Here is a 26,196-nt window from a genome sequence, read left to right on the forward strand (position 1 = left end):
GCACAACGCGCTCACATTCGCTCCCGGCGCGCTCGCCAACCTGACAAATTCCAGCTTCTGTTTCATCGCGCTCGTGTCCTCGAATGGCATCCCGAACCTCCCGGCGCAAAGCGCGCCAAACTGTTCGCGATGTCCTCGCACACCTGTTCGCGATGTCTCCGGTCCAAACAGGGGGGAGATTACGCGTTCAGCCGCCGCGCTCGACCAGGAAGCGGTGGCCGCCTGCCGCCGCCGCCGTTTCGACCAGTCGATGGCCGCTCTCGGCGCAGAAGGCGGGAATGTCGATGACGGCGAGCGGGTCGGTGGTTTCGAGCCACAGCCGGCTGCCCGGCTGCATTGCGGCCAGGCGCTTTTTTGCCTTGAGCACGGGCAACGGGCAGTTCAGGCCTTTGAGGTCGTAGACGGCGGCGGGGCTGGTTGAGGGCCTGTCTTCTTGGCCCCCATCTTCTTGCTCAAGCATGAAGTTCAGCCGCCAAACATGCCGAGCAGCTTTTTCTTCAACCTTGTCGCCGTGCTTTCGGCGTCCGCAGCCTGCGTTTCGACTGCCGGGGCGGCGTCCGATGGCGCTACGGTGGCGGTGGCGACAGGCATCTCTGCGGCGGTCTTGGCAGCTTCCTTTTCGGCTAGCGCCTGGGCTTTTGCAGCTTCCTTCTCGGCCAAGGCCTGTGCCTTGGCTGCCGCTTTCGCTGCCTTCGCCGCTTCTATCGCGGCAAGCCGCTGTTCCTCGGCCTTCTGCTTGGCAGCCTTTTCGGCGTCGAGCGCTGCCATCTTGCGGCCCGCCGGCGAATCGATGCGGCCCATGCGCGCCGTTTCGGCCACCGTGCCGTCCGGGTTGAGCGAGGGCGGCTCGATCGGAACGCGTTCGCCGCGCGCACGCCGCTTCGACCAGTCGGAAACGATGCTGGCTTCCTTGATCCCGGCGATGGTCGGCTTGGGTGCCGGCACGCTGGCCTTGATGGCGCCGTTGAAGGCCGCCTCATAGGTGCTTTGATAGGCGTTGATGGCGCTCTTCAGCGAATCGGGCTGGGTGGTCACAGGGCAAGGGCCGGTCGGATTGAAGGTCGAGCCGTCGGCCGCAACCTGGTTGAACACGTAGCGCTTCTCGCAGACGTCGACTTTCGGCGGCACCTTGGTGACCTCGAAATTGTCGTAGCCAACCTTCAGCATCTTCCAGAATTCGTAGTTCGGGTCGTTGCGATAGCGCGCCATGTTGGCGGCGGTCATGCGGAACGGAAAAGCCTGGATCTGGAACTCGGTCTGGCCGCCCTGGAAGGCGTCGCGGCCGAAAGCGTAGATCTGCTCGATCTGCGCGTCGGTCATCGAATAGCAGCCCGACGACGAGCAGGCGCCGTGGACCATCAGGTTGGAACCGGTGCGGCCATTGGCGCGGTCATAGGCGTTCGGGTAGCCGATATTGAAGGACAGGTGGTAATTCGACCGCGGGTTCATCTGTGCCGGGCGGACCGTGTAAAAGCCTTCCGGTGCCTGGCGGTCGCCTTCGGTGAATTTCGGGCCGAGCTTGCCCGACCATTTGCAGATGTCGTAGCTGGCGACCAGGTCGTAGCGGCCGTTGGTCTTGGCCTTCCAGATTTCGAGCTTGCCTTCTTCCTTGAAGATGCGCGCCATCACCGAGGAGGTGCGGATCATGCCCTTGGCTTTCATCTCGGCCAGGATCTTGTCCGGCAGCGGCTTGTTGGCTTGCGGCGCAAAATCCTTCATCGAAGCGTCATTGCAGCCGGCGACGCCGATCGCAGCGATCAGAACTCCGGTGCGGGCAAGCTTGGCAAACATGGATATGGCTATCGTCTTCATCTCTGCGCCGCGGATGCCGCAGCTGCTAAACCGACCGCTGACGGACCTTAAGCCCGTTAACCTTGAAAATTCCTTACCGCAAGCATGCGGCGCGTCCCCTTACGTTAAGCTCACTGAGCCGAATGCAGCGGCATTTTTGTGGCGAAACTGGTTCACGCCGCCACATTTCAGGCTGCGTGTCTGCGTTGGTTACAGATTGCGGCCCATCGCCAGGTATTTCTCGCGGCGATGCTCGCGGAAGTCGGTGTTGGCGCCGGAGAATTCCTTCATCGTCCTGGCGATGAGGTCGCCGGTGGCGGCGATCACCGTTTCGGGGGCGCGATGGGCACCGCCGAGCGGCTCGGCGATGATGGCGTCGATGATCTTCAGCTCCAGCAGGTCCTGCGCCGTGATCTTCATGTTGGTCGCAGCATCCTTGGACCGCGTGGTATCGCGCCACAGAATCGAGGCGGCGCCTTCCGGCGAGATCACCGAATAGATGGCGTGTTCGAGCATGTAGACGCGGTTGGCGGTGGCGATCGCTATGGCGCCGCCCGAGCCGCCTTCGCCGATCACCACCGAGATCGACGGCACCTTCAGGCCAAGGCAGGCCGAGGTCGAGCGGGCGATGGCTTCTGCCTGGCCGCGCTCTTCGGCGTTGACGCCGGGATAGGCGCCGGCCGTGTCGACCAGCGTCAGCAGCGGGATCTGGAAGCGGTCCGCGAGTTCCATCAGCCGCACCGCCTTGCGGTAGCCCTCCGGCCGCACCGAGCCGAAATTATGCTTCAGCCGGCTTGCCGTATCGGAACCCTTCTCCTGGCCGATGATCGCCACCGGCTCGCCACGGAAGCGGGCGAAGCCGCCGACGATCGCCTGGTCTTCGCCGAAATTGCGGTCGCCGGCAAGCGGCGTGAAATCGGTAAGCAGGCCCTTGATGTAGTCGATGCAATGCGGCCTGTCCGGATGGCGCGCCACCTGCACCTTCTGCCATGGCGTCAGCGCCTTGTAGGCGTCGCGCAGCGCATCGCGCGAGCGCTTCTCGAGACGGGCGATCTCATCGCCGACATCGACCGCCTCGCCGTTCTCGGCAAGCTTCTTCAGCTCAAGGATCTTGCCTTCGAGATCCTGCACAGGCTTTTCGAAATCGAGGTAATTGTACATTCTTGGGCGAACCGGCAAGTCGGAAGGCAATGACTGACGCAAGCCCGAAAATGCAGGCTGGGCGCGGTGGAGCGTCGTTCTCACATAGCGATATGACGCCTAGTCGGCAAGCGGATGATGATCGTTGACCAGACGCACCAGCCGCTCCTCCAGCACATGCGTGTAGATCTGCGTCGTTGAAATATCGGCATGGCCGAGCAGCTGCTGCACGGCCCTGAGATCGGCGCCGTTCTGCAGCAGATGGCTGGCGAAAGCATGGCGCAGCACATGCGGCGATATCTTCGCCGTGGCAATGCCGGCCCGCGCGGCAAGCGCTTTCAGCTCGCGGGCAAAGACCTGTCTCGAGAGATAGCCGCTGTCGGCGGCGGCCGGAAACAGGAACGGGCTGTCGGCAAAAGCCGGCACCGTTGCCCGTGCGGCAAGCCAGGTCCGCATCGCCGCGCGCGCCTTGGCCGACAGCGGCACCATGCGCTCCTTGTTGCCCTTGCCGCGCACCATGAAGAAGCGGTCGTCGCGCTGTGCCACCGTCACGGGAAGGCCGACCAGCTCCGAAACGCGCAAGCCGGTGGCGTAGAGCACCTCGACCAGTGCGTGCAGGCGCAGCGCCGCCAGCCTGTCGCCGTCATGCATGGAGGGGTCCATCGCCTCCTGCGCGGCGCGGTCGAGCAGCCGGCCGGTATCGGCCTCGCTCATCGTCTTAGGCAGCGGCCGGCCCTTCTTCGGACTGTCCAGCGTGCCGGTCGGATCGTCACCGCGCAGGCCTTCGGCGTAGAGGAACTTGAAGAACTGCCGGATCGCCGACAATTTGCGCGCCTGCGAGGTGGCGGCAAAGCCGCGCGCGGCGATGTCGTCGAGATAGGCACGGATGTCGGCGCTGGTGGCAGCGGCAAGCCCACCGCCGATCCCGGCGGAAGCGTCTTCGAGGTCGCGGCGATAGGAGGAAAGCGTGTTTTCGGCCGCGCCGCGCTCGGCGCTCATCATCTCCAGGAAGGCTTCGATGCGGGCGGCGCTGTTCATTTTTTGGGATTGAGCTTTTCTGGAGGGATACGCACGCTCATTTCCGCCTTCCTCGGCTCGACGAACATGACCAAGGCGAACATCGCGCCATAGACAATGCCGGCCAGAATCGCGAGCGTCACGACAAAGCGAAACAGTGTTGGCATTAATTTTCGCCCGTCGTCTTATTCTGCATTTCCAACCCTGTGCCCTTATGAGACGCCAATCCGGCCAATTCAAGGGTGAAGCCCATAGTCCCGGTTGCGCCGCGCTTGACGCAAACAGGCTTTTGATGTCGATACGCCGCCAAAGAGGCCCTAGAAGCATGAACGCGCTACCAGCAAATCCTCCGGGCGAGAGCCATGCCGCGCTGCTCGGCCGGCTGGGCGGCCGTTCCATCGTCTTTGTCGGGCTGATGGGCGCCGGCAAGACGGCGATCGGCCGCAAGGTGGCGGCGATGCTGGCACTGCCCTTCATCGACAGCGACCAGGAGATCGAAACTGTTTCGCGCATGAGCGTCCCGGACCTGTTCGAGCGCTATGGCGAGGCGGAGTTCCGGGCACTGGAGCAGCGCGTCATCCTGCGTGTGCTGGAGCACGGGCCGCAGGTGCTGTCGACCGGCGGCGGCGCCTTCATGAACGCGCAGACGCGCGAGGCGATCGCCAGCCATGGCGTTTCGGTTTGGCTGAAAGCCGAGATCGACCTGTTGATAGAGCGCGTTTCCAAGAAACAGAACCGGCCGCTGCTGAAAAGCGCCGATCCGCGCGCCGTGCTGGAACGGCTGATGGCGGAACGCTACCCGGTTTATGCCGCGGCCGATGTCATCGTGCCGACCCGCGACGACCGCAAGGAGATCATTGCCGCCGAAGTGGTGGACGCGCTGCGCGGCCATCTCGGCGTTGCCGATATTGACGAGGTGCGGTCGTGAGCGCTGATGCAACGGTCACTGTCGAAGTCGGGCTTGGCGAGCGTGCCTACGACATTTTGATCGGCCCCGGCCTGCTGTCACGCGCCGGCGCCGAGATCTCGCGCCGTCTGCCGGGAACGCGGGCGGCGGTCGTCACCGACGAAAACGTCGCTAGCGCGCATCTCGCAGCGCTTGCGGCCGGCCTGGCAAGCGGTGGCATCCAACATGCCGTCATCACGCTGCCGCCAGGCGAAAAGACCAAGAGCTTTGCGCATCTCGAGGAGGTGGTCGACGGCGTGCTGGCCGCCAAGCTGGAGCGCGGCGATGTCGTCATCGCGCTCGGCGGCGGCGTCATCGGCGACCTGGCCGGCTTCGCCGCCGGCATCGCGCGGCGCGGCATGAACTTTGTGCAGGTTCCGACCTCGCTGCTGGCGCAGGTCGATTCCTCCGTCGGCGGCAAGACCGGCATCAACAGCAAGCGCGGCAAGAACCTGGTCGGGGTATTCCACCAGCCGAAGCTGGTGCTGGCCGACACCGAAGTGCTCGACACGCTGCCGATCCGCGAGTTTCGCGCCGGCTATGCCGAACTGGCCAAATACGGGCTGATCGACCGGCCCGAGTTTTTCGCCTGGCTGGAAGAAAACTGGCGTCAAGTGTTTGCCGGCGGGCCGGAGCGGGCTGCGGCCATCGCCGAGGCCTGTCGTGCCAAGGCCGACGTCGTTGCCCGCGACGAGTTCGAGACCGGCGACCGCGCGTTGCTCAATCTCGGCCACACCTTCGGTCATGCGCTGGAGGCGGCGATCGGCTATGACGGCGCAAGGCTCGTGCATGGCGAGGGCGTCGCCATCGGCATGGCGCTGGCGCACCGCTTTTCGTCAAGGCTCAATTTGGCGAGCCCCGACGACGCGGCGCGTGTCGAGGCGCATCTTCGCGCCGTCGGTCTGCCCTGGCGGATGGCCGACATTCCAGGCGAACTGCCCGACGCCGAGACGCTGTTCTCCTTCATCACCCAGGACAAGAAGGTGTCGCGCGGCGCGCTGACCTTCATCCTGACGCGCGGCGTCGGCCAGGCCTTCATCGCCAGGGATGTGCCGGCCTCGGAAGTGCTGGCGTTCCTCCGGGAGAACCATCCGGGTCGGCAGGAAAGCCGGCCGGGATGAGCCAGGCCGGCTGGATCGCGGCTGCCGTGCTCGCCGGCCTCGGCGTGCTGGGCTTCGTCTTGCGCCGGCGCCTGCTCGCCGCCTTCGGCTACGAGCTGCAACGCATGGAGCCGCAGCGCTCTGCGCGCGAGGAACTGCGCGGCGCCGTCGACGATTTCCGCCGCGACGGCCAGGTGGTGCGCGAGGACCGCGCCCGCATCGGCGGCCTGTTCGACCTCGAGGAGCTCGAAGTGTCGGACGTCATGGTCCACCGCACCAATATGCGCTCGGTCAACGCCGACGACCCGCCCGAAGCGGTGGTTCGCGAGATCCTGCAGAGCCCGCACACCCGCATGCCGTTGTGGAAGGGTTCGCTCGACAACATTGTCGGCGTGCTGCACGCGAAGGATCTGCTGCGCGCGCTGAACGAGGTCGGCAACGATTTTTCCAGGATCGACGTGATGAAGATCGCGTCGAAACCGTGGTTCGTGCCCGACACCACGACGCTTCAGGAGCAGCTCAATGCCTTCCTGCGCCGCAAGGCGCATTTCGCCATCGTCGTCGACGAATATGGCGAGGTCGAAGGGCTGGTGACGCTGGAGGACATCATCGAGGAGATCGTCGGCGAGATCGCCGACGAGCACGACATCGACATCCAGGGCGTCAAGCAGGAGGCCGACGGCTCCGTCGTCGTCGACGGCACGGTGCCGATCCGCGACCTTAATCGGGCGCTCGACTGGAACCTGCCGGACGAGGAAGCCACCACCATCGCCGGCCTTGTCATCCACGAGGCGCAGTCGATCCCGGACGAAAAGCAGGCCTTTACGTTTCACGGCAAGCGCTTCGTCGTCATGAAGCGCGACAAGAACCGTATCGCGCGGCTGAGGATCAAGCCGGCGATGCTTGGAGAATGACAGTGCGCACCTTGTGGCAGCCGTGGGCAGTCAGGCGTTGATGAAGATCGATCGGCGAAGCCTGCTTCTGGCGTCGATGGCGGCGCTGCTGCCGGGACAGGCTGCGGCGGCATTGCGGCTGCGTTCGCCGTCGCCCGAAACCTTCGACTATGGGCCGGCCAAGCTCGACATTTATTCCCGCGACGGCGCAAGCGGCCTGCCGGTCGTCTTTTTCGTCCATGGCGGCGCCTGGCGAGTCGGCAACCGCGGCAACGTCAATGCCAAGCCGCAATTCCTGCTCGACAATGGCTTCGGCTTCGTCTCGATCGACTACCGGATGCTGCCCAAGGCCGACGTCGCCACCCAGGCGGCAGATGTCGAACTGGCCTATCGTTACGTCCGCGCCAACATCGCCAGGCATGGCGGCGATCCGGACCGGATCGTCGCCATGGGCCATTCGGCCGGCTGCCATCTCGTCGCATTGACCGGGCTGCGCGGCGGCCTGCCCGGCGTCGCGGCGCTGGTTCTCGACGACACCAGGGCCTACGATCTGGAGGCGCTGGCCAGAAGCGGCGGCATGGCAGGGGTCTATGCCCGCGCCTTTCCCGATCCGGCGCAGTGGCGCGCGCTGTCGCCTGTCACCTACGTCGAAGGCCGCAAGCACCCGCCGACCTTCATCGCCCATTCGCGCGCGAAAGCCCGCGCGGCGGATGCGCAGGCCTTCGCCGGGCGTCTGCGCGCCACCGGAACCAGGGTCACGCTGTTCGACGGCAGCGCCTATTCGCACATGTCGATCAATCGCGACTTCGGCACCGAGGGCGATGCATTGACCGCCGCGGTGATGGCTTTCCTGAGGGCGAGCTTCGGCTGAAATTACCAGCGGGTCTTTTCGCCGGGCGCCGCCGGCTCGATCGCCAGGGCGTGCACGCCGGATTTCAATTCCTCGGCCAGCAATGTGTTGACGGCGCGGTGACGTTCGACGCGGCTCATGCCGGCAAAGGCTGGCGCGACGATGCGGACGCGAAAATGCGTCTCGCCGGTGCCGTCGAAGGTGGCGTGATGGCCGGAATCCACATGATGATGCCCGGCATGGAGATGGCTTTCGTTGATGACGGCCAGCCGTTCCGGCGAAAACGCCTTTTTCAGCTTGTCTTCCATCGTTGCCTGTATGGACATCGCCGCTTCCCTTCACCACATCTATGTCATCGCACAAAATTCGCAATTCGCCGGTTTTATGCCGCGATTCAGCGGTTAGGGCGATCATCGCGAAAATGTCAATTCTTGTTTCGCATCCGCGAACAGCCCATAAATGGGTGAGATGAAGCCGTACCCAAAATATTTCGAGAAGATTCGCATCCGCCCGGAGAAGGACGCGGAGCTGAAGTCGCGTTCGCCGATCTGCCAGTGGGATGGCTGCAAGGAGGCCGGTACCCACCGTGCCCCGGTCGGACGGATGAAGGAAGGCGAGTATTTCCAGTTCTGCTTCGATCACGTGCGCGAGTACAACAAGGGCTTCAATTATTTCTCGGGCGTTCCCGATACCGAGATCGCCCGCTTCCAGAAGGAAGCCATGACCGGCCACCGGCCGACCTGGAAAATGGGCGTCAACGGTGCCTCGACACGCTCCTCGCCCGACTTCGCACAGGCGCGCTCCGGCCGCGCCGGCTACTACAATCGCATGCGCGATCCGTTCGACCTGTTCAAAGGCCCGAAGGACCCGCGCGAAGCACGCGAGCGCAAGGCCAAGCCGCTTGAGGCCAAGGCACTGGAAACGCTTGGCCTTGATACAAAGGCAACTGGCAAGGATATCAAGGCGCGCTATAAGGAACTTGTGAAACGCCACCACCCGGATGCGAATGGCGGCGACAGAGGTTCGGAAGACCGGTTCCGCGATGTGCTCCAGGCGTATCGCGTGCTCAAGCAGGCAGGTTTGTGCTGAGCGACCATACGGTTCGTGTCGCTTTCCAACTTTCATAAGGTTGGAAAAGGCTCTAAGACCGCCCCCGAACAAAATCGATTGCCGGCGAAACGCGGCGTTTCGCTTGTGGAGATGTTGATAGAGATGAACAAGGTCGATCGCGACATCGCCAACCTGCCCGACACCACGGTGTCGGTGAAGGAGACATTCGGCTTCGACTCCAAGATGGTGGTGCCGGCCTATGCGGTGACGAGCGAGCATGTCCCCGACATCGATCCGGACTACCTGTTCGACAAGAACACGACCATGGCGATCCTCGCCGGCTTTGCCTACAATCGCCGCGTCATGGTGTCGGGCTATCACGGCACCGGCAAGTCGACGCATATCGAGCAGGTCGCCGCCCGCCTCAACTGGCCTTGCGTGCGCGTCAACCTCGACAGCCATGTCAGCCGTATCGATCTCGTCGGCAAGGACGCCATCGTCGTCAAGGACGGGCTGCAGATCACCGAATTCCGCGATGGCATCCTGCCCTGGGCCTATCAGCACAATGTCGCGCTGTGCTTCGACGAGTACGATGCCGGCCGCCCGGACGTGATGTTCGTCATCCAGCGCGTGCTGGAATCGTCGGGCCGGCTGACGCTGCTCGACCAGAGCCGGGTCATCCGCCCGCACCCGGCCTTCCGGCTGTTTTCGACCGCCAACACGGTTGGGCTGGGCGACACCACCGGCCTCTACCACGGCACCCAGCAGATCAACCAGGCGCAGATGGACCGCTGGTCGATCGTTACCACGCTGAACTATTTGCCGCACGACAATGAAGTGAACATCGTGCTGGCCAAGGCCAAGCATTATCGCGACGGCAAGGGCAAGGAGATCGTCAACAAGATGGTCCGTGTCGCCGACATGACGCGCTCGGCCTTCATCAACGGCGATCTGTCGACGGTGATGAGCCCGCGCACGGTTATCACCTGGGCCGAGAATGCCGAAATCTTCGGCAATATCGGCATGGCGTTCCGGCTGACCTTCCTCAACAAATGCGACGAGCTGGAACGCTCGCTGGTGGCCGAGTTCTACCAACGCGCCTTTGGCGAAGATCTGCCGGAATCGGCGGCGAATGTGGTGCTGGGCTAAGCAGAGTCTCGATGGCGGGTCCGGGCGACAATACGCGAAACAAATCCAAGACCGGCGCTGAGAACGACAGCTTCAAGCGCGCCGTCACCGTCTGCATGCGCGCCATCGCCGGCGACAAGGATCTCGAGGTCGGTTTCGCCAAGGATCGGCCGGCGCTGGCCGGCAGCCGCGCCCGGCTGCCGGAACTGCCGAAGAAAGCGTCGAAGGCGGACATCGCCATCACCCGCGGGCTCGGCGATTCCATGGCGCTGAAGCGCGCCTGCCACGATTCGCGCATCCACACCAGGCTGGCCCCGGAAGGCAAACAGGCCCGCGCCATCTATGACGCGGTCGAGCAGGCCCGGGTGGAGGCGATCGGCAGCCGCGCCATGCAGGGCGTCGCCGACAATATCGGCTCGATGCTCGAGGACAAATACGCCAGGGCCAACCTCGTCGACGTCAAGGACAAGGCCGACGCGCCGATCGAGGAAGCGCTGGCGCTGATGGTGCGCGAAAAGCTGACCGGCCGCACTGTGCCGAAGAGCGGCGAACGGCTGGTCGATCTCTGGCGCCCCTGGGTCGAGGAAAAGGCCAGTGCCGACCTCGACGGGCTGTCGGCAAAGCTCGATGACCAGCAGGCGTTCGCCCGCGTCGTGCGCGAGATGCTCGCCTCCATGGAAATGGCCGAGGAGCTCGGCGATGACCAGGAGACGGAAGACTCCGAGGACAACGACGAAAACCAGCCGCAAGGCGAGGAGCAGAGCGAGGAGGGCGGCGAAGACGATTCCGGCTCCGAGCAGTCGCAATCCGAGGATACCGAGGCATCGTCGGACGACGAGCAATCGGCCGAGACGGAAGCCTCCGACGCCACCGCCGAGGATCTCTCCGACGATGACGACGCCGATGCGGAGACGCCGGGCGAGGCGCGCCGCAACGACAATCCCTTCACCAATCTGCCGAAAGAGATCGACTACAAGGTCTTCACGACCGCCTTCGACGAGACCGTAGGTGCGGAGGAACTGTGCGAGGAGGAGGAGCTCGACCGGCTGCGCGCCTTCCTCGACAAGCAGCTCGCCAACCTTTCCGGCGTCGTCGGGCGGCTGGCCAACCGGCTGCAGCGCCGCCTGATGGCGCAGCAGAACCGCTCCTGGGATTTCGACCTCGAAGAAGGCTATCTCGATCCGGCACGGCTGGTGCGCGTCGTCATCGACCCGATGCAGCCGCTGTCCTTCAAACAGGAGCGTGATACCAAATTCCGCGACACGGTGGTGTCGCTGGTGCTCGACAATTCGGGTTCGATGCGCGGCCGGCCGATCACCGTCGCCGCGACCTGCGCCGACATCCTGGCGCGCACGCTGGAACGCTGCGGCGTCTCGGTCGAAATCCTCGGCTTCACCACCCGCGCCTGGAAGGGCGGGCAGGCGCGCGAGAAATGGCTGAAGGAAGGCAAACCGCCGAACCCCGGCCGGCTCAACGATCTGCGCCACATCATCTACAAATCCGCCGACCACCCGTGGCGGCGGGCGCGCCGCAATCTCGGCCTGATGATGCGCGAGGGCCTGCTCAAGGAAAACATCGACGGCGAGGCGCTGCTGTGGGCGCACAACCGGCTGATCGCGCGGCCGGAGCAGCGCAAGATCCTGATGATGATCTCCGACGGCGCGCCGGTCGACGATTCGACGCTGTCGGTCAACCCCGGCAATTATCTCGAGCGGCATCTGCGGGCCATCATCGAACTCATCGAGACGCGCTCGCCGGTCGAGCTTTTGGCCATCGGCATCGGCCACGACGTCACCCGCTACTATCGCCGCGCCGTCACCATCGTCGATGCCGAAGAACTGGCCGGCGCCATGACCGAGCAGCTGGCCTCGCTGTTCGCCGAGGAAACCGTGCGCGACACGCGGCGCGGCGGCATGCGGCGCGCCGGATGATTTTTTCCCGCGGCGGCTTTTGGCAGAAGCTTTTGGCCGCCAGTGCGTTGTTAGGCATCAGTTTGGCGCCAGCTGTCGCTGCCGGCCCGGCCTCGGTCGAGCCGGCCGAAATCACGGCACGGCCGATCAGCGAATTCCACATCGGCCGGCCGGACAAACAGTTCGGGCCGCTCGAATTCATCGGCGGGCTCGAAATGACCTCGTCGACGCGCGATTTCGGCGCGCTGTCGGCACTTCGGTTCCTCGAGCCCGGCAGCGATTTCATCGGCGTCGCCGACACCGGCTTCTGGTTCTTCGGCACCCTCGTCCACGATGCCGAGAAGCGGCCTTCCGGCATCCAGAATTTTCGCATGCAGCAGATGGTCGATGCGGCCGGCCAGCCGATCGACGAGAAATGGGCGGTCGATGCCGAAGGCCTCGCGGTCAAGGACGGTATTGCCACGGTCGGTTTCGAGGGCGATCACCGTATCGCAGAGTTCAAGATCGATCCGGACGGCATGAAGGTGCCGTTCAGGCAATTGGACTTCCTGATCCCAGCCTGGGAACTTCGCCGCAATCGCGGCTTTGAGACCGTCACCCGCGCCAGTCCCAACGGGCAGCACGCGGGCGGACTGGTCGTGGTGTCGGAAAAGAGCCTCGACAAGGCCGGCAACATCTTTGCCGCGATCATCGAAGGGCCGCACAAGGGCGTCTTCACCGTCAAGCGCAATGGCGATTTCGACATCACCGACGGCGCCTTCCTGCCGGACGGCGACCTGTTGCTTCTGGAGCGCAGTTTTTCGATGGCCGGCGGCGTCAAGATGCGGCTGCGGCGCATCTATGGCGAAGGCGTCGAGAAGGGCGCCGTCGCCGACGGGCCGGTGCTGCTCGAAGCCGACATGGGCTACCAGATCGACAACATGGAAGCGCTCGACGTCTGGACCCGCGACGATGGCGCGCTGATCGTGTCGCTGATGTCCGATGACAACCACTCGATCCTGCAGCGCAATCTTTACCTGGAATTTGTGCTGCACGAGGATTGACGCGCGACAGGCCTGCTGGCTGACAGCATCGCTGGCATTTCCGCGCCGTTTTGCAGCGCAGGCAATTTCCCCTGGCAATGACCCGCGTCGCGGGTTTTCCAGCCGGCTCTCACCATCTGAAAAAATACTTTAGTCGTGACTTGACAATTTGTGTCATCGGCGAAATACTCAAGTCCATGCTTAAGTGTTCCGAGATCGACAGCATCCTGCGGGCTCTTGCCGAGCCGACGCGCCGGGCAATCCTGGAAAGGCTGAGCCGCGGGCCGGCCACCGTCAGCCAGTTGGCGGAGCCGTTCGGCATGACCTTCGCTGCCGTGCTCCAGCATCTCCAGGCGCTGGAAGCGTGCGGGCTGATCCGCAGCGAGAAGGTCGGACGCGTGCGCACCTGCCGGATCGAGCCCGGCGGGCTGGCCCCGCTCGCCGACTGGATCGCCGCGCGCCGTACACCGGCCGAACGCCAGCTCGACCGTCTCGGCCAGATCCTGGCGGAGACTGACCAACCGGACGCAACACTCCACGACCAGGAAAAGGACGACAAGAAATGAACCAGATTGCCCCCGTGAACGACCAGTCCGTCATCCATTCAAGCTTCACGATCGAGCGGACCTACCCGCAATCGCCCGAGAGCGTCTTCCTCGCCTTTGCCGACAAGGCGACGGTGCGGCGCTGGCGCGTCGAAGGCGACGGCTTCACCATCGCCGAATTCACCTTCGATTTCCGTGTCGGCGGCAGCGAGGTTTCGCGGTTCAGCTACCAGGGCGGCCCGGAGATCAGGCTCGATGCGCAGTTCCAGGACATCGTCCCTGACCGGCGCATCGTATTTTCATACCGGATGGCGGTCGGGGCGCAGCCGCTGTCGGCGTCGCTCACCACGGTCGAGCTTGCCCCTTCCGGCGAGGGCACCCGCCTGACCTATACCGAACAGGGTGCGTTCTTCGATGGCGTCGATTCAGCGCAAGGGCGCGAGGAGGGCACACGCGGGCTGCTGCAGGCGCTCGCCGCCGAGCTTCAGAAGGCGAAGTAGAGGTTCGCGGGTGTACCGGGCGGCGTCCACCAAGGCCCGCCCGGATTGCGAGGTGGTGGCCTATTGCCCCTTGGTCGCGAGCCAGACGATGTGACGGGCGCCGCGCTTGCCGTGAGCCCGCACCTTGACCTCCTCGACCGTGAAGCCGGCCTGCTTGAGCCTTCGGGTGAAACCTGCGTCAGGGCCCTGCGACCAGACCGCCAGCACACCGCCGGGCTTGAGAGCTGCTCTCGCGCTGATCAGGCCGGCTGCGCCGTAGAGCGCATCGTTGGCCTTGTAGACGATGCCCTCGGGGCCGTTGTCGACATCGAGCAGGATCGCGTCCCAGGCCGAAGCTTGCGATCGGATGAGCTGACCGACATCGGCCTCGCGAATGCCGACACGCCGGTCGTCAAGGCAACCGTCGAAAACTTCGGCCATCAGGCCGCGCGCCCACGCCACGACCGCCGGCACCAATTCGGCAACGGTGACCTGCGCATCGTCGCCGAGCTCGGCCAGCGCCGCGCGCAAGGTAAAGCCCATGCCGAGGCCGCCGATCAGGATGTTTGGGGTCCGGCGGCCGGCAATCCTTTGGCAGGACAGTTTCGCCAGCGCCTCTTCGGAACCGCTGAGCCGGCTGTTCATCAGCTCGTTGGCGCCAAGCATGATCGAGAATTCGCCGCCGCGCCGCTTCAGGCGGAGTTCCCGTCCGCCGTCAGGCGTTTTTGCCGAATCAAGCTGGACCCAAGGGATCATGCTCGATAGCCTTTGAGCATGATCTTGTCCGAAAACCGGTTCCCACTTTTCGCTAACGCGGACCTTTGGTTCGGGATCATGCTGCCAGTGCCGGTTGGCTCCAGCGGGCGGCAAGCAGCCGGTAGGGGATCAGCGCCACCACCGCTATGACCAGCTTGACGCCGAGATCGCCGAGCGCCCAGGAAATCCAGCGCATCGTCTCGACCGGCAGCACGCCCATCAGCGGCGCGGTTTCCAGCGCAAAGCCGTCGTTGGGCCCGGCGAAGGCGAACGCCGCCGCGAAGGCGACGGTGAAAAACACCACCGTATCGAAAACGGAGCCGACCAGCGTGCCGACGATCGGCGCGCGCCACCAGCTCTGCCGGCGCAGCCGGTTGAATACGGTGACGTCGAGCAACTGCGCGGTGAGGAAGGCGGCGCCCGAGGCAGCGGCAATGCGCACCAGCCGGTCGGCGGCGGTCTCGAATTCGATCAGGCCGTGGCGAAACAGCAGCGGTGGGATGACGATCGAGCAGATCACCGCTGTCATGAAGCCGACAAAGACGATCCTGCGCGCCACCGCCGGCCCATAGCGGCGGTTGGCGAGATCGGTGACCAGGAAGGAGAACGGATAGGTGAAGGCGCCCCAGGTCAGGATGTCGGCCAGCGACAGCCCGCCGATTGAACCTTGCATCGGGAACTGCACGAGGATGTTCGAGGCCACGACGACGAGCGCCATGGCCGCCACGAAGGGCAGGTACCGCGAGAGGAAAATCATTTTTTTATCCTGGGTAATGGAACCAGCGGAACGCGATCCGGAGTTCGGACCCCGCCCTGGAAGGCGCTGCCGCCGAAAAACTCAGGCGGCCGGCTGCTCGGCGATCTTCTTGGCGATCTGCTTCTTCAATAGGCGGGCGCGCTGCGACAATTCCTTGGCATCGGCCTTGGCCAGGAAGGCGTCGAGGCCGCCGCGATGCTCGACCGAACGCAATGCGTTGGCCGAAATGCGCAGGCGCACGTTCTGGTTCAGCGCTTCCGAGATCAGCGTCACATTGACGAGATTGGGCAGGAAGCGACGCTTGGTCTTGTTGTTGGCGTGGCTCACATTGTTGCCGGACATGACTGCCTTGGCAGTGAGTTCGCAGGTGCGGGACATGGTTCTAACCTTCGGTTCTCGGTCCTGGCCAAACATTCGACCCGCGCCGGGTGGCGCGCGGTTTCGGTCAGGCGGCCTTATGGAAAAAGTTGGCGTTCCATAGTTGCATTTCGCCGAGGCGTCAAGCTTGGGGTTGGTTAGTGCCAAGGGAATCAATCAAAAGATGACCGATGCCGGCGCTGCCCCTCATCCGCCTGCCGGCACCTTCCCCCGTATAGTGACGGGGAGAAGGGGCTGGGCCGCAGGCTCGGCGCTTTCTGCAACTCCGCAAATTGGCGAAACCGTTTGCAAGGCGACCTTCTCCCCGTCCCTATACGGGGAGAAGTGCCCGGCAGGGCGATGAGGGGCTGCGCAAACCTGTCGCGATTTTCCAGGTGGCCACATTTTGTTCTTGCTTTGTGCCGGCAGCTATGCTACTAATTTCGGTATGGTGCTAATTGGCTCCAACGACCCGCCCGTCGAGGCGGGTTTTTTATTTTGGCCGTCGACCAGCCCCACCGTCCCTGCCGACGCCGCCTTCACATTAAGGCCGGAATTCAGCCTATAAGCGGTCGCACAGGGACATGCCAGATCGGAGCCGCCCGTCTCCGGTCGACAATCAAGGACCCGCCCATGCCTCGTTCTTTCCTCCATGCCCTGGTCGTGCTGTTGGCCGTCGCGCCGCCGACAACGGCTTCGGCCGCTGAGCCGCAATCCTTCACGGGCGAGTATTCGGTGTCGTTCCTCGGCCTCTCCGTGGCCAAGGCGAAATTCTCCAGCCATTACGAGGGCGACACCTATTCGATCGAGGGCAGCGTTTCCGCCGCCGGGCTCGCCACTTTGTTCGACGATACGCGGGGCACGATCTCGTCGAAGGGCAAGATTTCGGGCAAGCAGTTGCAGCCGCAAGCGTTCCACGCCGACTACACGTCCGGCAAGAAGGCATCGATGATCGACATCCAGTTTGCCAACGGCGTCGTCACCTCGACCAAGGTCGTGCCTGAACCGAAGAAGCGCAATCCCGAGAATTGGATACCGCTGGCCGGCAGCCATCTCGTATCGGTCCTCGATCCGATGGCCGCCACCGTCATCCATGCCGACAGCCTCGACCAGGTCTGCGGGCGCACGGTGAAGCTCTATGACGGCGAAATGCGTGCCGATCTGAAACTGACCTACGAGTCCAAAGGGTCGATCTCGGTGGCCGGCTACAAGGGCGATACGGTCACCTGCAGGCTGGGCTTCGAGCCGGTGGCCGGTTACCGCAAGAACCGCAAGGCGCTGAACTACCTGAAGAAACGCAGCCGCATCATGGTGACGTTTGCACCGGTCGGCCAAAGCGGCGTATATGCGCCGATCCGCGCCACGGTCAGCACGCAAATCGGCCCGTTGACGATCAGCGCGGAGCGGTTCGAAGCAAACGAATAGGCGTGACGGTGCGCCGCCAACGATGGGCAGGGGGCGACCGGTATGGCGCGCGCAACACTGATCGGCTTCTCCGCGGTCGCCATGTGGGCGCTGCTGGCGCTGCTTACGGATGCTTCGGGCGCCGTGCCGCCGTTCCTGCTTTCGGCAATCACCTTTACGATCGGCACTTGCGTCGGGCTGGTTGCCCGGCTGTTCATGCCGGCAGCTGATGGCGCCGCGAAGATACCGCGCCAGGTTTGGGCGATCGGCATTGCCGGCCTGTTCGGCTACCACTTCTTCTATTTCACCGCGCTGCGCAATGCGCCGGCCGTCGAGGCCAGCCTGATCGCCTATCTGTGGCCGCTGCTGATCGTGCTGGGGTCGGCGCTGATGCCGGGCGAGCGGCTGGCCTGGAACCACGTCGCCGGCGCGCTGCTCGGCCTTGCCGGCACGGTCCTGATCGTCACCAAGGGCGGCGGGCTTGCCTTCGATGCGCGTTATGCCTTCGGCTATGCAATGGCCGGCGTCTGCGCGGTGCTGTGGTCGTCCTATTCGCTGTTGTCGCGGCGCTTCCCGTCGGTGCCGACCAGCATCGTCACCTGGTTCTGCGCCGCCACCGCGGCACTTTCGCTGGTCTGCCATCTGTTGCTGGAAGAAACGGTGCTGCCCAACGGCGCCGGCCAGTGGCTGGCCGTGCTCGGCCTCGGTCTGATGCCGGTGGGGGCGGCGTTCTATGCCTGGGACATCGGCGTCAAGCGCGGCAACATCCAGGTGCTGGGGGCGGCGAGCTATGCCGCGCCGCTGCTGTCCACCCTGGTGCTGATCACCGCCGGCTTCGCCGAGCCGTCATGGCGCATCCTCGCCGCCTGCGTGCTGATCACCGGCGGCGCGGCACTGGCGGCGAAATCGCTGTTGCTGCGCAAGAGGGCCGCGAGCGAGGCAAACGCGTGATGCCGTTTTCCGGCGGCATCGATGCCAATGCCAATGCGACGCTGCTGTTTTCGCTGGCGGCGGCGGTGATTTACGCGTTCAGCCTCGGCATGCCGCCGCGCCTTTCGCGGTCGGCGGCAAGGACATTGGCGGTGGCGATGCTGGCGGTGCTGGTCGCGCAGCAGGGCGGCCCATGGCTGCTCGTCGCCGCGCTGGGCGCCAGTGCCATCGGCGACGCCTTCCTGTCGCGCGACGGCGAGAAGGCATTTCTTGGCGGCACGGCCAGTTTTCTTACCGCGCATGTGCTTTACGTCGTGCTGTTCCTGCGCGCCGGCAGCGGCCTCGGGCTGCTCTCGGCCGAACCGTGGCGAGGAATTATTGCCCTAGCGATGGCCGTGTTGGCGCTGGCGATGGTTTTCGCGCTCTGGCGCCGCATCGGCCCGGCCTTGCGTTTGCCGATTGGCATCCATGTCGCGGCGTTGCTTGGCATGGGCATTGCGGCGCTCACCCTGAACAGCGTCTGGGTCATTGGCGGCATCGTCCTGCTCATGCTGTCCGACGGGCTGCACGCCGCGGAAAAGTTCCTGCTGCCCGCCATCTCGCCGCATCGCATTTGGGTGCGCCATGGGGTCTGGGCGCTGTATTACGTCGGCCAGCTGGCGATCACGCTGGGTTTGCTGCTGGGCTAAGGTGCCTTAGGCGTTCCCGGCTGCCAGCCTGGTTCGGCCAGTTCGAAGGCGGAGAAATCGAAACCCGGCGCCACGGTGCAGCCGACCAGGGTCCATTCGCCGAGGCTGCGCGCCGACTGCCACCAGCCCGCCGGCACGACGATCTGCGGCCGCTCGCCTGCGGCAAGCGCGGTACCGAGGATCTCCTCGATGACGGGACCGCCTTCTCGGTGTATCGACAGCGCCAGCGGCGCACCGTCATAGAAATGCCAGACCTCGGCCGCGTCCTTGACCCGGTGCCAGGCCGACAATTGGTCCTTCTCGAGGAGGAAATAGATCGCCGTCGAATGGCCGCGCGTGCCTGCCGCGCCGTCGCGAAAGGTCTCGGCATACCAGCCGCCTTCCGGATGCGGCTTCAGGCCGAGCAGGGCGATGATTTCGGCGGAACTGGTCATGACCCTAGCTCCTGGCGCCGCTCAGAAATTGTCCTTGCGCTTGCGGATCTCGGCGAACACTTCGGCGTCGGAGGCGTTCTCGAGGCCGAGATGCCTGCGGATCGCCGGATCGTGCCAGCGCAGGAACGGATTGGTCGACAGTTCCTCGCCGATGGTCGTCGGCAGCGTCGGTTTGCCGTCGGCGCGCAACGCCTCGACTTTCGCGGCGCGCTCTTTCAGCGCCGAATTGGTCGGGTCGACGGTCAGCGCGAAACGGGCGTTGGCCAGCGTATACTCATGGCCGCAATAGACGACCGTGTCGGCCGGCAGCGCCGCGAGCTTCTTCAGGGATTCGTACATCACCGGCGGCTTGCATTCGAGCAGCCGCCCGCAGCCGAGCGCAAACAGCGTGTCGGCGGCGAATGCCACTTTCGACGCCGGCAGATGATAGGTGACATGGCCGGCGGTATGGCCGGGTGTGGCGATGACCTCGATCCGCTCGTCGCCGAGATGGACCACCGAGCCTTGCTCGACAGTTTCGTCGATGCCGGGAATCTTTGCCTTTTCGGCTTCCGGCCCGACAATGCGCAGCTTGAAACGCTCCTTCAGCGCCAGATTGGCCTCGACATGGTCTAGATGGTGGTGAGTGGTCAGGATCATCGTCGGGGTCCAGCCCGTGCGCTTGATCGCCGCCAGGATGGGCGCCTCCTCGGGCGCATCGATGAGCGCCGTCTGGCCGCTTTTCGGGTCGTGCACCAGCACGCCGAAATTGTCGCTGCGGCACATGAATTGTTCGATCTCGACCGGCATCGCATCTCTCCCTTTATTGCCGCAGACATAGGGCGCCTGCCAGCCGATGTCATCTGCCTTTGTTGAACTTGGACTGCTTCGAAGCTACCGTTCCGCGCATGCATTCAGACATTGTCGATCTCCGTTCGTTTTATTCGACCACGCTCGGCCGCCTGGCCGAACGCTCGATCACCATGGCGCTGTCCTCGATATGGGCCGTCGTGCCCAACGAGCGGCTGGTCGGCCTCGGCTACACCTTGCCGTGGCTGGAGCGCTTCGGCAGCGATGCCGAGCGCGTCTTTGCCTTCATGCCGGCAACGCAGGGCGCGGTGGTCTGGCCGGCGACCGGGCCGACGGCGACTGCCCTGGTCTTCGACGAGGAACTGCCGCTGGTCGATTCCTGCATCGACCGCATGCTGCTCGTCCATTCGCTCGAACATGTCGAGAACCCGCGCGAGACGCTGAACGAGATCTGGCGGGTGCTGTCGCCGGCCGGCCGTGTCGTCATCGTCGTGCCCAACCGGCGCGGCGTCTGGGCACGCTTCGAGCATACGCCTTTCGGCAATGGCCGGCCGTTCTCGCGCGGCCAGCTGACCGAATTGCTGCGCGAAGCGAATTTCACGCCGGCGGCGTGGTCCGATGCGCTGTTCTTCCCGCCGTCGCCGCGACGTTTCATGATGCAGTTCCATAATGTGCTGGAACGCGCCGGCCGGCGCTTCTGGCCGATCTTTTCTGGCGTTATCGTTGTCGAGGCGCAGAAGCGGCTCTATCAAGGCGTGCCGGTTGCCCAGCGCGCGTCCCGCCGCGTCTTCGTGCCGGTTCTCTCGCCGCATGGCGCGCCGACGCTTGGCCGGGCTGTCGCGGGCCGGACGTCCGACACCGCCAGGATGACGCGTTCGTGATCCGACGCAGGCTTTTTCTCACCAAAAGCGCGTCGCATTAGACCGGCCTCGTACGACGCGCTTTAGGTTGTTGTTTTATGCATGTCGTTATCGCAAAACCGCTGCACACTTTTGCGCGACATGCATTGTCTGTCGCGGACGGGTTGGCTGCCGGATTGAAGGCATACGCGGTCGATTCTATGACCGGGTTTCAGCATCGCTTTCGAATGCAAGGATCCACTCATGGCTGATCTTCCGGATGTCGAGGCCAGCGCCCAGAAGCTTGCCACGTCGATCGAAGCCAGCAGCCTGCGTGAGCAGCTGGCAACAATCAAATTGGCACTGACCAGCTCGCCAGTGCGAAAACAATTGCTTTGGGCAGCGATCGGCATCGTCGCCGTCATCGTGGCGAGCTCGATCGGGCAGGTTCTGCTCAATCGCTGGAACCAGCCTTTCTACGACGCGCTTGCGCGGCGCGACATGCCGGCTTTCCTGCATCAGCTTCTGGTCTTTGCCGGCATCGCCGGCGGGCTTGTGGTGCTCAATGTCGGCCAGACCTGGCTCGACCAGATGCTCCGCCTGAAGCTGCGCGAGGCGCTGACGCTCGACCTGATCGACGAATGGATGCGGCCGGCGCGTGCCTTCCGGCTGACCCATGCCGGCGCCATCGGCGTCAATCCCGACCAGCGCCTGCAGCAGGATGCCGGGCATCTCTCCGATCTTTCCACCGGTCTTGGCATCGGCCTGCTGCAGTCCTGCATCCTGCTTGCCTCGTTCGTTGGGGTCCTGTGGTCGCTGTCTTCCGGCTTCGTCTTCCACATAGGCGGCCATTCGCTGGCCATACCCGGCTATATGGTCTGGGCGGCGATCCTTTATGCGGGCACCGCCTCCTGGTTGAGCTGGCTGGTCGGGCGACCGTTGATCCGCTTCAACAACGATCGCTATACGCGTGAAGCGGAGCTGCGCTCCTCGGTGGTTCGCGTCAACGAGAATGTCGATGCCATCGCGCTGGCGCATGGCGAGGCCGATGCCAGGCGCCGGCTCGAATTCGATCTCGGCATGGTGCTGGGCGCCATGCGGCGCATCTACAGCGCCCAGATCAATCTTTCCTGGGTTACCGACACCTATGGCTGGATCACTGTCGTCGCGCCGATCCTGGTCGCCTCACCGGTCTATTTCGCCGGCGATATCAGCTTTGGCGGCTTGATGATGGCAGTCGGCGCTTTCAACCAGGTCCATTCGTCGCTGCGCTGGTTCATCAACAATATCGGCGGCATCGCCGATTGGCGCGCTACGCTGATGCGGGTCGCCGACTTCCGCATCGCGCTTGCCGACACCGACGCGCTGCACCATACGGAAAGGCGCATTTCGTTCGGCGAAAACCCGGACGGCAGCCTGACCTTCGAGAAACTCGAGGTCGCCTCGCCGGAGGGATGCACCAAGCTTGCCGAGCCGCATGTCGAAATCCGCGCCGGCGACCGGGTCATGATCACCGGAGATCCGGGCGCCGGCTAGACGCTGTTCTTCCGGGCCATTGCCGGTCTGTGGCCATGGGGCAGCGGACGGATCGGCATGCCGGCCGGAGAAGCGCCGATCTTTGTTCCGCGTACCCCCTATTTCCCGCTCGGCAAGCTGCGCGAGGTGCTCAACCATTCAGACGGCGCGGCGGAGGCGAGCGATGCCGAGATCTCGGAGGTGCTGGCCGATGTCGGGCTGCAACGCCTGTCGTCCTCGCTCGATCGCTCGGCGCGCTGGGAGCGTGAGCTCAGCGACGACGAGCAGCGTCTGCTGGCCTTTGCCAGGCTGGCCTTGCGACGGCCGAAATGGGTGATCATCGACGAGGCGCTGGACGCGTTCGACGGCCCAACGCTGAGGCAAGTGCTGTCGATGCTGGAGAAGCGCCTTCCCGACGCCGCGATCCTCAATATCGGCCGCGGCCAGCACAATGCCCGCTTTTTCCGGCGGGCGTTGACCATCGTCAAGGATGCCGGCCAACCGCCACTCAAGCCGGCCCGTATCAGGGCAGGTGCCATCGAACCGCCCCCGGCGATCGCCTCGACCGGCCGAAAGAAATAGAAGGCAAGCTTTATTTCGCCGCGATCGCGGCGAAAAACTGTCGCGATCGTTTCAGATGGGAACGTTCCGATCGGCCATGCTTGACGCACTCGCCCTGCTCGCCTGCCTTGCCTGCACCCCGGCGGCACCTGCGGCCGCGCCGGCCAATGCAATTGCCGTCGATGTCGAGCTGGTGCTGGCCGTCGACATCTCGCAGTCGATGGATGAAAGGGAGTTTGCCCTGCAGCGCGCCGGCTATGTCGCGGCGCTGCGCCACCCCGACTTCATCAACGCCGTGCGTGCCGGTACCTTCGGCCGCATCGCCATCGCCTATTTCGAATGGGCCGGCACCATCCGCGACGATGCGGTCATTGCCTGGCAGGTCGTCGACAGCAAGGAGAGCGCCAACGCTTTCGCCGACAAGATCGCGGCCCGCCCGTTCAGGAGCTTTCGCGGCACCTCGATTTCCGGTGCTGTGGCTTTCGGCGCCGAGCTTTTCGACGGCACGGCCTTCACCGGCAACCGCCGCGTCATCGCCGTCTCGGGGGACGGCCCAAACAACACCGGCTTGCCGGTCACAACGGCACGCGATGCGGCGCTGGCGAAGGGCATCGTCATCAACGGGCTGCCGATCCTGGTCAGCCCGTCACCCACCTTCAGCCATCTCGACCGGTACTATGCCGAATGCGTCACCGGCGGGCCGGGCTCGTTCGTGCTGCCGATCTATGCTGCTTCCGAATTCGCCACCGCCACTCGCCGCAAACTGATCCTCGAGGTCAGCGGCATCGAGTATCCCAAGGTGGATCCGAGGACGATCCGCATCGACGCACCGATCGACTGCCTGCAAGGTGAGCGCGACCGAAGGTTTTTCTCGGACCCCTATTTCCCGGAACTCGACCGATAAGGCTGGCCCAGGGGTAAGCTAGGCTGGTGGCAGGCCGAAGGCCGGGAACAGAGATGGCCCGAGCGGCCCTATGAAGATCGTCAAGGAAGCGATCCCGCCCTCGGCTGCGTCGAACACATGCAGGGAATGGGCCCGCCATTCAGGGCCATCGTGGCTGCGGGAATAAACCCCGACCGCCGGCTGGGCATTGGCGCGGGTGGCCAGCGTGCGGAAGCCGCCAAACCTCGGCCAGACGGTCTCGAAGAAACCGCGGATCGCTTCGCGGCCTTGATACCATTCACGCCAAGGCGGCATGGTGTAGATGGCGTCCTCACGCAGCAGCTCGATCAAGCTGTCGAGATTGGCGGCCTGCCAGGCCTGCATGTAGCGTTCGAGCAGCAGGCCTTCTTCGGGGCTGGGCCGTGATCGGCTGGCCGGCCGTCCCTGAGGATAGCGCGTCGCCAGCGTTGCGCGGGCCCGTTGCAACGCGCTGTTGATCGAAGCCGTCGATCCGCCCAGCAAACGCGCCGTCTCGACAGCCGACCATCCGAGGACGTCGGCAAGCAGCAGCGCGGCGCGCTGCCTGGGCGGCAGATCCTGGATCGCCGCGACGAAGGCGAGCTGGACGGCCTCGCGGCTCTCGTAACGGGCTTCCGGACCTGGCTCGCTGCTGGCAACGTCTGGAAGCTCGGCGTCGGGGTAGGGCTCCAGCCAGGCGATGTCGGCTATGGGCCCGCCTATGGCCGCCCCGTGCGAGGGCTGCCGTCCGGGTTCCCGGAGAATGCGACGCGCCCTCGACCTCGCCTTGATGGCGTTGAGGCAACCGTTGGTCGCGATCATGTAGAGCCAACCGCGAACCGAACCTCGCCCGTCGAACTCCGATCTTGCGCGCCAGGCGCGAAGCAACGTGTCCTGGACGAGGTCGTCGGCCTCGTGCAGCGAACCCATCATGCGATAACAATGCAGCTTGAGCTCGCGGCGATGCGCGGCCGTGACCTTCTCGAAGGCCAGCCGATCGAGGATCGGCTGGCGTGATGGTTCCAGAGGTGGTTGAGCGTCTGTCATGTGGCTTGTGCGGTTACGAGCGAGCGTTGCATTACGCGCCCCTCAGGCGGCCGGGGCAAGCCCGCTACCGCTCACCATGAAGGAACTGCCTTGCGGCTGGCCGGTGGCGAGTGCGACCACCGCCCGTCCGACATCGGCCGGCGTTTGCATGTCGGTCATGGCGGCGATGAAGTCCGCCGGCTGGATGCCCATATAGGCCGCTATGCTGTCGACGCCGGCTTTGCCCACGCCGGTTTCCGGCATGATGCGCATCGGCGCGAGCGCCATGAAGCGCAGGCCGAGGCCAAGCCGGTCGGCCTCCTTCTGGCTATGACCGGCCAGGAACATCTGCATGCGTTTTGCGCCAGCATAGCCGCCGGCGTTCGGTGGTCCGCCGGTCAAGGCCGCGCCGCTGGAGATCAGAACGATCCGGGTCCCCGGCTTGAGCGGACGCCGCAGAGCGGCCCGGCAAAACAGGAACGACGCCTTGACGTCCGTGTCCCAATTTGCCGAGAACGCCTTCCAGTTCTGTTCATGCACCGGCGCAGAAGGCGCCAGCGCACCTGCGCAGATCACCAGTACGTCCGGCTCAAGCGCGGCGAAGACCTTATCCGGGGCGGAGTCCATCGTAGCATCGGCCGCGAGCGTCTTCACGCCCGAGACCTCCCAGGCAAATTGCGCCAGGGCCTGTTTTCCGCGGGCGACGGCCAGCACCGTCGCTTTCTCCTTGAGGGCGGCCTCCGCGATGGAGCGGCCGACACCACGGCTGCCTCCGACGACGACGACATTCTGATTTTGCAACGATCCCATGGATCACCTCTCTATTCCCGGCCGCCGGACCATCCAGGCGCGCTCATCGATAAGGACAGCGCAGGTGGGTGGAAATCATCGGTGCCAGGCGGAAATATCTTTCAGCTGACGGCAGCGGCGCGTCGGTTTTGTATTCAGTGTCATTACCTCGGGGGTAATCGACCTGTGCGCGACGTCTCGGCAAACTGCTCCCATCAAGCCGGTTGTCCGGCCTTCGACCACAAGGAGTTACGCCATGACCGCCTACGCCGTCGCCCATATGCGCCAGGTCACGCCGGGACCGCAGATCGTCGAGTACCTGCACAAGATCGATGCCACGCTGGAACCGTTTGGCGGCCGCTTCGTGGTGCACGGAGGCGAGGTGGAAGTCGTTGAAAACACCTGGCCGGGCTATCTCATAGTCATCGAGTTTCCCAACCGGCAGCAGGCACGTGCATGGTACGACTCGCCCGCCTATCAGGAGATATTGCCGCTGCGTACCGGCAATTCCCGGTCCGACGTGGTCTTCGTTGATGGCGTCCAGCACCCGCACAAGGCCACGGACGTGCTTGAATAGA

At 64.5% G+C, this 26,196-nt stretch carries 29 protein-coding genes and 1 pseudogene; 17 read left to right on the plus strand and 13 right to left on the minus strand.

The features are described 5' to 3' along the window. Positions 1-187 precede the first annotated feature (187 nt). The 5 genes from NKI72_RS05670 to NKI72_RS05690 form a co-directional block, all read right to left on the minus strand. A complete protein-coding gene (locus NKI72_RS05670; RefSeq protein ID WP_352451194.1) occupies positions 188-460 on the minus strand; it encodes a sulfurtransferase TusA family protein in 273 nt (90 codons plus the stop codon). Positions 461-465: 5 nt separating this feature from the next. Further along, a complete protein-coding gene (locus tag NKI72_RS05675) occupies positions 466-1,791 on the minus strand; it encodes a L,D-transpeptidase family protein (RefSeq protein WP_352831732.1) in 1,326 nt (441 codons plus the stop codon). 210 nt (positions 1,792-2,001) lie between these two features. Continuing rightward, positions 2,002-2,952, minus strand: coding sequence for an acetyl-CoA carboxylase carboxyltransferase subunit alpha (locus tag NKI72_RS05680; protein ID WP_352471457.1), 951 nt, complete (start codon positions 2,950-2,952; stop codon positions 2,002-2,004). Between the two features lie 99 nt (positions 2,953-3,051). Further along, positions 3,052-3,969, minus strand: coding sequence for a site-specific tyrosine recombinase XerD (locus NKI72_RS05685; RefSeq protein ID WP_352831620.1), 918 nt, complete (start codon positions 3,967-3,969; stop codon positions 3,052-3,054). Further along, complete coding sequence (locus NKI72_RS05690; RefSeq protein WP_023677884.1) at positions 3,966-4,115, minus strand: hypothetical protein; 150 nt, start codon at positions 4,113-4,115, stop codon at positions 3,966-3,968. Before NKI72_RS05690 ends, NKI72_RS05685 begins: the two co-directional genes overlap by 4 nt. A gap of 158 nt (positions 4,116-4,273) precedes the next feature. Between NKI72_RS05690 and NKI72_RS05695 the strand changes: the two genes are divergently transcribed. Genes NKI72_RS05695 through NKI72_RS05710 form a run of 4 tightly spaced genes read left to right on the plus strand, consistent with a single transcriptional unit; the run spans position 4,274 to position 7,758 of the window. Further along, complete coding sequence (locus NKI72_RS05695) at positions 4,274-4,876, plus strand: shikimate kinase (protein ID WP_352831622.1); 603 nt, start codon at positions 4,274-4,276, stop codon at positions 4,874-4,876. After that, on the plus strand, positions 4,873-6,015 hold the full coding sequence (gene aroB / locus NKI72_RS05700; RefSeq protein ID WP_352831624.1) for a 3-dehydroquinate synthase: 1,143 nt from the start codon (positions 4,873-4,875) through the stop codon (positions 6,013-6,015). Before NKI72_RS05695 ends, aroB begins: the two co-directional genes overlap by 4 nt. Next, positions 6,012-6,908, plus strand: coding sequence for an HlyC/CorC family transporter (locus NKI72_RS05705; RefSeq protein ID WP_352471453.1), 897 nt, complete (start codon positions 6,012-6,014; stop codon positions 6,906-6,908). Before aroB ends, NKI72_RS05705 begins: the two co-directional genes overlap by 4 nt. Before the next feature lie 40 nt (positions 6,909-6,948). Next, complete coding sequence (locus NKI72_RS05710) at positions 6,949-7,758, plus strand: alpha/beta hydrolase (RefSeq protein ID WP_352471492.1); 810 nt, start codon at positions 6,949-6,951, stop codon at positions 7,756-7,758. Between the two features lie 2 nt (positions 7,759-7,760). On the opposite strand, the gene NKI72_RS05715 is transcribed toward NKI72_RS05710, so the two are convergent. Continuing rightward, positions 7,761-8,063: a BolA family protein gene (locus NKI72_RS05715; protein ID WP_352471452.1), complete on the minus strand. Its 303-nt coding sequence runs from the start codon at positions 8,061-8,063 to the stop codon at positions 7,761-7,763. A gap of 133 nt (positions 8,064-8,196) precedes the next feature. On the opposite strand from NKI72_RS05715, the gene NKI72_RS05720 reads away from it, so the two are divergent. From NKI72_RS05720 to NKI72_RS05745, 6 genes are all read left to right on the plus strand, one after another. Next, entirely contained in the window at positions 8,197-8,826 is a 630-nt protein-coding gene (locus NKI72_RS05720) for a J domain-containing protein (RefSeq protein ID WP_036238769.1), read from the plus strand. A 123-nt stretch (positions 8,827-8,949) separates the two neighbouring features. Further along, positions 8,950-9,936 carry a cobaltochelatase subunit CobS gene (gene cobS, locus NKI72_RS05725; protein WP_352451201.1) on the plus strand — a complete coding sequence of 329 codons (987 nt, stop codon included), beginning with the start codon at positions 8,950-8,952 and terminating at the stop codon, positions 9,934-9,936. Between the two features lie 11 nt (positions 9,937-9,947). After that, entirely contained in the window at positions 9,948-11,846 is a 1,899-nt protein-coding gene (gene cobT / locus NKI72_RS05730) for a cobaltochelatase subunit CobT (RefSeq protein ID WP_352816737.1), read from the plus strand. Beyond that, the gene (locus tag NKI72_RS05735) at positions 11,843-12,868 is read left to right on the plus strand and encodes an esterase-like activity of phytase family protein (protein WP_352849976.1); all 1,026 of its coding nucleotides are present in this window, start codon (positions 11,843-11,845) and stop codon (positions 12,866-12,868) included. The genes cobT and NKI72_RS05735 overlap by 4 nt, the downstream gene beginning before the upstream one ends. A 176-nt stretch (positions 12,869-13,044) precedes the next feature. Continuing rightward, a complete protein-coding gene (locus tag NKI72_RS05740) occupies positions 13,045-13,413 on the plus strand; it encodes an ArsR/SmtB family transcription factor (RefSeq protein ID WP_352831734.1) in 369 nt (122 codons plus the stop codon). Next, entirely contained in the window at positions 13,410-13,892 is a 483-nt protein-coding gene (locus NKI72_RS05745; RefSeq protein WP_352831629.1) for an SRPBCC family protein, read from the plus strand. Before NKI72_RS05740 ends, NKI72_RS05745 begins: the two co-directional genes overlap by 4 nt. Positions 13,893-13,952: 60 nt before the next feature. Here the strand turns inward: NKI72_RS05745 and NKI72_RS05750 are convergent, their stop codons facing one another. From NKI72_RS05750 to rpmB, 3 genes are all read right to left on the minus strand, one after another. After that, on the minus strand, positions 13,953-14,627 hold the full coding sequence (locus tag NKI72_RS05750; protein ID WP_352831631.1) for a spermidine synthase: 675 nt from the start codon (positions 14,625-14,627) through the stop codon (positions 13,953-13,955). Positions 14,628-14,703: 76 nt separating this feature from the next. Further along, the gene (locus tag NKI72_RS05755) at positions 14,704-15,384 is read right to left on the minus strand and encodes a queuosine precursor transporter (protein WP_352505074.1); all 681 of its coding nucleotides are present in this window, start codon (positions 15,382-15,384) and stop codon (positions 14,704-14,706) included. An 81-nt stretch (positions 15,385-15,465) separates the two neighbouring features. After that, positions 15,466-15,762 (minus strand): 50S ribosomal protein L28, encoded by a 297-nt coding sequence (rpmB, locus tag NKI72_RS05760; RefSeq protein ID WP_352505075.1) that lies wholly within the window; start codon positions 15,760-15,762, stop codon positions 15,466-15,468. A gap of 612 nt (positions 15,763-16,374) precedes the next feature. On the opposite strand from rpmB, the gene NKI72_RS05765 reads away from it, so the two are divergent. The 3 genes from NKI72_RS05765 to NKI72_RS05775 are packed head-to-tail and all read left to right on the plus strand — an operon-like array spanning position 16,375 to position 18,764. Beyond that, positions 16,375-17,166 carry a DUF3108 domain-containing protein gene (locus tag NKI72_RS05765; RefSeq protein ID WP_352831633.1) on the plus strand — a complete coding sequence of 264 codons (792 nt, stop codon included), beginning with the start codon at positions 16,375-16,377 and terminating at the stop codon, positions 17,164-17,166. 42 nt (positions 17,167-17,208) lie between these two features. Further along, entirely contained in the window at positions 17,209-18,096 is an 888-nt protein-coding gene (gene yddG, locus NKI72_RS05770) for an aromatic amino acid exporter YddG (RefSeq protein WP_352831635.1), read from the plus strand. Continuing rightward, positions 18,096-18,764: a lysoplasmalogenase family protein gene (locus NKI72_RS05775; protein ID WP_352831637.1), complete on the plus strand. Its 669-nt coding sequence runs from the start codon at positions 18,096-18,098 to the stop codon at positions 18,762-18,764. Before yddG ends, NKI72_RS05775 begins: the two co-directional genes overlap by 1 nt. Here the strand turns inward: NKI72_RS05775 and NKI72_RS05780 are convergent. Together NKI72_RS05780 and gloB are read right to left on the minus strand one after the other, a co-directional pair. Then, complete coding sequence (locus NKI72_RS05780) at positions 18,761-19,198, minus strand: cupin domain-containing protein (RefSeq protein ID WP_352831639.1); 438 nt, start codon at positions 19,196-19,198, stop codon at positions 18,761-18,763. The two genes, NKI72_RS05775 and NKI72_RS05780, sit on opposite strands and share 4 nt — an antisense overlap. A gap of 21 nt (positions 19,199-19,219) precedes the next feature. After that, entirely contained in the window at positions 19,220-19,987 is a 768-nt protein-coding gene (gene gloB / locus NKI72_RS05785; RefSeq protein ID WP_352831641.1) for a hydroxyacylglutathione hydrolase, read from the minus strand. 98 nt (positions 19,988-20,085) lie between these two features. Here gloB and NKI72_RS05790 point away from each other — a divergent pair, with 98 nt between their 5' ends. The 3 genes and pseudogenes from NKI72_RS05790 (at position 20,086) to NKI72_RS05800 (ending at position 23,806) form a co-directional block, all read left to right on the plus strand. After that, entirely contained in the window at positions 20,086-20,868 is a 783-nt protein-coding gene (locus NKI72_RS05790) for a class I SAM-dependent methyltransferase (RefSeq protein WP_023677904.1), read from the plus strand. A 222-nt stretch (positions 20,869-21,090) separates the two neighbouring features. Next, positions 21,091-22,923 (plus strand): annotated as a pseudogene (locus NKI72_RS05795) (ABC transporter ATP-binding protein/permease). 76 nt (positions 22,924-22,999) lie between these two features. Further along, on the plus strand, positions 23,000-23,806 hold the full coding sequence (locus tag NKI72_RS05800; RefSeq protein WP_352849977.1) for a DUF1194 domain-containing protein: 807 nt from the start codon (positions 23,000-23,002) through the stop codon (positions 23,804-23,806). Positions 23,807-23,824: 18 nt separating this feature from the next. On the opposite strand, the gene NKI72_RS05805 is transcribed toward NKI72_RS05800, so the two are convergent. After that, positions 23,825-24,850 carry an RNA polymerase subunit sigma-70 gene (locus NKI72_RS05805; protein WP_352849978.1) on the minus strand — a complete coding sequence of 342 codons (1,026 nt, stop codon included), beginning with the start codon at positions 24,848-24,850 and terminating at the stop codon, positions 23,825-23,827. A gap of 42 nt (positions 24,851-24,892) precedes the next feature. After that, positions 24,893-25,639: an SDR family NAD(P)-dependent oxidoreductase gene (locus NKI72_RS05810; RefSeq protein ID WP_352683094.1), complete on the minus strand. Its 747-nt coding sequence runs from the start codon at positions 25,637-25,639 to the stop codon at positions 24,893-24,895. A gap of 235 nt (positions 25,640-25,874) precedes the next feature. Between NKI72_RS05810 and NKI72_RS05815 the strand changes: the two genes are divergently transcribed. Continuing rightward, positions 25,875-26,195: a DUF1330 domain-containing protein gene (locus tag NKI72_RS05815; RefSeq protein ID WP_352540204.1), complete on the plus strand. Its 321-nt coding sequence runs from the start codon at positions 25,875-25,877 to the stop codon at positions 26,193-26,195. Position 26,196 lies beyond the last annotated feature (1 nt).

This window comes from Mesorhizobium sp. M0437 (assembly GCF_040321335.1).
Taxonomy (GTDB): Bacteria; Pseudomonadota; Alphaproteobacteria; order Rhizobiales; family Rhizobiaceae; genus Mesorhizobium.